Raw genomic sequence first — 5,342 nt, 5'->3', positions numbered from 1 at the left:
ACATCATGCGTAAAAGTAGCGTTGTGGATGTTAACATCCTATACGGTAGAGGCGAAGTGGACACGCCTGTAAGAATAAGGATTGCCTGACTTGTCGGGTGGAAACTTAAATATCAAACTTCTTAAATAGAACCGTCAGGTTTTTAGAAGCCACCTACCTTTAGGTGGGTGGTAGTTCACGTTGAAATAATTGAGTCCTATATTTTATTAATATACAATTAAAAGTGAAGGGTAGATGATAGCTTTGGAATGGTCAATGATGTCGCAAAAGCTTGAACAGGATTTATGTGAGAGTTTGCGTGATCGTGTTTATTATGGCCTTATCAAAGTAGATTCACTTATTCAGTTCTGTATTTATGTAGACCATCAAATCTGGTTTCAATCACAGCTCAGTGATGAAATCTCATCTGCTTTATAATTGTCATTTCTTGATGTTTCAAGATGATATTGATGGAGAAGTCAATAGTGCAATGATACATGCAGGCTATATTTCTTCATGGGATATTCCTGTGTACCTTACACAGTTTTTAAGACAGGCTATTGATATTTCTCTTACTGATGATAATGAGCTGATAAGACTTCTAGCCATTCTTGATCGCCGTGTCTCATTGGAAAATCTTATTTCCATAAGAGATATGGTTGACTATCAGCCTTGCTGGCTTAAGAAGTTTTATTTGTTAAGGATGAAAGTGGAACACATCGATATGCACGAAGGTTTAGGGAATGTGAGTTAAGTGAGTTGTTGTTCTCGCCTAGTGGAGGAGGGTGAGACATGAAGATAAAAAGATTCAGAAAATTGATGATCTGCTACTGGGTATTTTGGCTTGCTGGTATTGGATTGTTTTGGACAAGGAATATCAATGATTATCTGATTCCATTTTCAGTAGGATACTTTATTATAGGATTGCCATTGGCAAGTATTGTTGTATCGATGCTGATGGTGTCTTCTCGTATTATCAACAAAGGAAGATGGATCCTGATTTTCTTTTTTGGAGTCATGTATATGTTAGCAGATTATCTGACATTCACATTAGCTAATATGCGTGCATTTCATAAATGGTCATGGCCAGATCTAGATAGTTTTCTTATTGGCGCTGCCTGTGCTCTAATCGGTCTATTTATTGGAACAGTTCTTTCTCGTCACGCGAAGCGTCATTAATTTTTTTCGTGAAAGCATTTTCGTTGTATTTCCCATATATTTATTCATATAATGAAGATGTAGTAAGCGAGGGAATTTATGAAAGAATTAGTTGAAGATATGTCTGTATTAATTAAGCAGGCTCCTGCATGTTTGTTTTATTTTAGTGATCCATCAGATTTGCCTAGTTTATCAATAATGGAAAGACTTAAATCATGGGTTAGACGTTTTCCGCAGATTGAAGCAAGGTATATATTTCTTAATCAGCATCCTGAATTATTTGAGAAATATGAGATTGTGAATACTCCAACCGCATTTGTTTATATTAAAGGGACATGTGTATTGGAATATCATGGGTATTTCAGTGTTGATGATTTAATGAGATATACAGAAAACTATATTTATGTGATGGAAGTGCTCTCTTAGAGCACTTTTTTTGTTTTTTTAATAAAATCGTATTGTCACATTTTCATAAAAGTAGTACACTCGAAAAAGTCAAATATGAAGGGGAGAGAAAATTTGAAAAAAGAAAAGTTAGAACCAATGCTGATTGGATGTCTTAAAAACTATAACAAACAGCAGTTTTTTAAGGATCTGATCGCGGGTATTATTGTAGCAGTCATCGCTTTGCCATTGTCCATTGCCTTGGCCCTTGCTTCAGGTGTTGGTCCCAACGAAGGTATCTACACAGCCATTGTAGCAGGATTTCTGATTTCACTATTTGGTGGAAGTAGGGTACAGATTGCAGGACCAACTGCTGCCTTTGCGACAATTGTGGCCGGAATTGTAGCTACTGATGGTCTTGATGGATTAATGATGGCCACTATTTTTGCAGGTATCATTCTTCTAGTAATGGGATTCTTGCGTTTAGGAAGTCTTATTCGCTTTATTCCATATACAATTACGACAGGCTTTACAGCGGGAATCGCAATGACAATCATTATTGGTCAGTTGAAGGATTTCTTAGGATTAACTTATCCAGCTGGAACAAAGACAATTGAAACATTGGATAAGCTAAAAGCCGTTATTGCCAATAGTCATACATTAAATACACAGGCTTTGATTGTCGGAATTATCTGTGTCATTATTCTTGTGGCTTGGCCACTTGTACCTCGTATCGGGGAAGTGGTTCCTGGTTCATTGATTGCGGTATTTGCAGGTATCTTTATGGTGAAAGGATTACATCTTCACGTTAATACCATCGGTGATCTTTATACAATCAAGAGTGGATTGCCAACATTCCATGTGCCAGTGCTTCATTTTAATGAGATGAATCATATCATCTCCAATGGGGCAACGATTGCTATTTTAGCGGCGATTGAATCATTATTGTCATGTGTTGTAGCCGACAGCATGATCAATTCACATCATCGCTCAAATACAGAGCTTATCGCTCAAGGGATTGGAAATATCGGATCCGCATTGTTTGGTGGTATTCCTGCAACTGGTGCGATTGCCCGTACTGCAGCCAATATCAAGAACGGTGGACGTACACCTATTGCCGGTATGATTCATGCGGTTGTACTTGTATTGGTGCTTATTATCCTGATGCCATATGCATCACTTATTCCTATGCCAACCATTGCAGCTATCTTATTCTTGGTAGCCTATAACATGTGTGGCTATAAGACATTTATTCATTTGATCAAGACAGCACCAAAAAGCGACATCTTCGTATTGATAGTGACATTCGCATTAACAGTATGCTTCGACTTGGTTATGGCTATCGCTGTAGGTATGGTCATCTCATGTCTGCTTCTTATGAAACGTTTAGCAGATGAAACAAGTGTCGAAGGATGGGTATACTATGATCCAGAAACCGATCCAGATGACATTGAATTGAAACATGTACCAGACAATGTGCGTGTTTATGAAATCAGTGGACCAATGTTCTTTGGGGCAGCTGATGCGATTACTTCAATCACATTAGAAGAAAGTACTAAAGTACTTGTCATTCGTATGCGTGCTGTACCAGCACTTGATGCTTCAGCTATGCATTCATTAGAAGACTTTACTAAAGGCTGTCTTAAAAAAGGTGTGAAGCTTGTATTCTCACATGTTAATGAACAGCCAAGAAAGACAATGAAAAAAGCTGGCTTTATTGATCTAGTAGGAGAAGATCTATTCTTAGATCATATTGATGAAGCATTAGAAAAAGCAAAAGAAATTGCATAAAAAAACAAGGGATTCCTGATATCTTGAGGGAATCCCTTTTTAAATGTTTTTTCTTAAGTCAATAAGCAATCTGATTAATAGCAGCGTACCAAATAAAAAGAAAAGAAGAGAGAGTAAAGGCAAATCAAATATGACTTTAGGAAGATTGCTCAAGGTCATTAATGAGGCACTTAAGTAAAGTATCCCGATAATGATAGCTAAAGTGATATTGTGATTATTTCTTCTCATTTCACGAAGTGATTTCTTATCAGGGTCATTTTCAATATGTAAAGTGAGATGACCATTCTTTAATCTCTTCAATACATCATGACTTAATGAAGGCAGGGCTACACCTTTTTGCATATTGGTATAGACAACCTGTAAGCTGTGCATGATCTGTGTCTTAAGATCAAGTTCACTTTGAATCTTATGACGCATATGATTCGCAAGAATCTCTACGAGATTGACTTTCTCAGAAATCTTTCCCAATGTTCCTTCCATGGTTACCATTGATCTTGTCAGCATTGTCAGATCTGCAGGAATGGCAACCTTATTGGTCTTGATGATAGTAAAACATCCTTCAATAAGAGGACCAAGATTAAAGTCTGAGAAGTTGGTTTCCATATACTTCTCTACAATGCTGTCGAGCTGACGAATCAGCTGAGCCTGATTGATTTCCTGTTCTGGCTTGACTAAAAGCAAGAAGGCATCAAGAAGACCGTAGATATCATCTTCAAGAATACTGGTGATGGCCTTTGATAGAATACGCTGTGTATCAGCAGTGATGCTGCCCATCATGCCAAAGTCAATCCAGGCAATCTTTTCTTTATAGACATGAATGTTTCCAGGGTGTGGATCAGCATGGAAATAACCGTCATCTAGAATCTGTTTACAATAGTTTTCTGCAACCATTTTGGCTAACTGGTCCATATTGTATCCATCTTCTTTTAGGTGAGTCTTATGGTCTATCTGAACCTGACCGCAGTTGCTCATGATAAGCATATGAGTGGTTGTGTATTCATGATAGACATGAGGAACCATGACATAATCAACATCTTTGTTGAACTGATAGAAGCGATCAATATTTTCAGCTTCCTTGATAAAATCAAGTTCAATCTGGGATGTACGCCATAATTCTTCAATGATTGCTTTAAAATCAATAAGATTGCCCGTACCAGAAGCCATTTTCATCATGCCACAGGCTTTTCTTAATAGCTTTATATCAGATTCCATGATTTCATAGATATGAGGTCTTTGTATTTTTATGACAACATTATCTCCATTGATAAGCTTTCCTTGATGGACTTGAGCAATTGAAGCAGAACCAAGTGGTACATCGCTGATGGATTGAAAGACTTCATTGATGCCCATCGAAAGTTCTGCTTCAATTGAAGATTTTACGATAGAAAAATCAAGAGGCTGAACCTCTGTTCTTAATTTTTCAAGTTCTCGTGTATATTCAACACTTAGCATATCGCTACGCATTGACATGATCTGTCCAAACTTAACAAAAGTGGGGCCTAAATCTTCTAGAATACATCTTAGTTTAACAGGATTAAGTCCTCTGATAATATGATGCTTCTGCAGGATGGACAATATTTCAGTTAAACGACGAGAAGCGTGAGTATCACTCATTGTTTTCATCAGCATCAAGTTCATCTAGCTTATCACGTAAAGCCTTGCGTTGATCGATAGATAGCTTATCTACACGATTAATCATTTCCTGACCGATGCGATCTTTTGTCTTAGTCTTAAGTTCTTCATTAAGAGCTTTACCCTGATCGACAGTAATTTCACCTTTCTTTACAAGTTCATCTACGATTTCCTTGCCTTTTTCAGCAGTAGATGCAGCGGCACCGATGCCGGCTAATATTAAGTTTTTAGTTAATTCTCCAAATTGCATAATAGAATTCTCCTAGTATAATCTAATTGACTTATCCATGAGTTACTTTTAAGACTCTCTAGAGTCATTAAAACTGATAAGCGTTTAGGTTATATCCCTTTCTTTATTTCCTTTATAATAGAAGTATTGAATATGTGTACTTTAGTTT

7 protein-coding genes are annotated in these 5,342 nt (G+C 37.1%); 5 read left to right on the top strand and 2 right to left on the bottom strand.

The window, feature by feature from the left end; genetic code table 11:
• The first annotated feature begins 234 nt into the window (after positions 1-234).
• From J6L95_RS06085 to J6L95_RS06065, 5 genes are all read left to right on the top strand, one after another.
• Positions 235-417: a hypothetical protein gene (locus tag J6L95_RS06085; protein WP_287458486.1), complete on the top strand. Its 183-nt coding sequence runs from the start codon at positions 235-237 to the stop codon at positions 415-417.
• Positions 418-430: 13 nt separating this feature from the next.
• Entirely contained in the window at positions 431-733 is a 303-nt protein-coding gene (locus J6L95_RS06080; RefSeq protein WP_287458485.1) for a hypothetical protein, read from the top strand.
• Positions 734-771: 38 nt separating this feature from the next.
• On the top strand, positions 772-1,158 hold the full coding sequence (locus tag J6L95_RS06075; RefSeq protein ID WP_029071266.1) for a hypothetical protein: 387 nt from the start codon (positions 772-774) through the stop codon (positions 1,156-1,158).
• Positions 1,159-1,236: 78 nt separating this feature from the next.
• Positions 1,237-1,563 (top strand): hypothetical protein, encoded by a 327-nt coding sequence (locus J6L95_RS06070; RefSeq protein ID WP_074624658.1) that lies wholly within the window; start codon positions 1,237-1,239, stop codon positions 1,561-1,563.
• Positions 1,564-1,656: 93 nt separating this feature from the next.
• On the top strand, positions 1,657-3,312 hold the full coding sequence (locus tag J6L95_RS06065; protein ID WP_287458484.1) for a SulP family inorganic anion transporter: 1,656 nt from the start codon (positions 1,657-1,659) through the stop codon (positions 3,310-3,312).
• A gap of 39 nt (positions 3,313-3,351) precedes the next feature.
• Here the strand turns inward: J6L95_RS06065 and J6L95_RS06060 are convergent, their stop codons facing one another.
• The gene (locus J6L95_RS06060) at positions 3,352-4,950 is read right to left on the bottom strand and encodes an ABC1 kinase family protein (protein WP_287458483.1); all 1,599 of its coding nucleotides are present in this window, start codon (positions 4,948-4,950) and stop codon (positions 3,352-3,354) included.
• On the bottom strand, positions 4,919-5,194 hold the full coding sequence (locus tag J6L95_RS06055) for a phasin family protein (protein ID WP_051550754.1): 276 nt from the start codon (positions 5,192-5,194) through the stop codon (positions 4,919-4,921). The genes J6L95_RS06060 and J6L95_RS06055 overlap by 32 nt, the downstream gene beginning before the upstream one ends.
• Between the last annotated feature and the right edge of the window lie 148 nt (positions 5,195-5,342).

The sequence above is a fragment of the Kandleria sp. genome, from assembly GCF_017934775.1.
Lineage (GTDB): Bacteria > Bacillota_I > Bacilli_A > Erysipelotrichales > Coprobacillaceae > Kandleria > Kandleria vitulina.
This window is presented reverse-complemented; position numbering and strand designations above follow the sequence as displayed.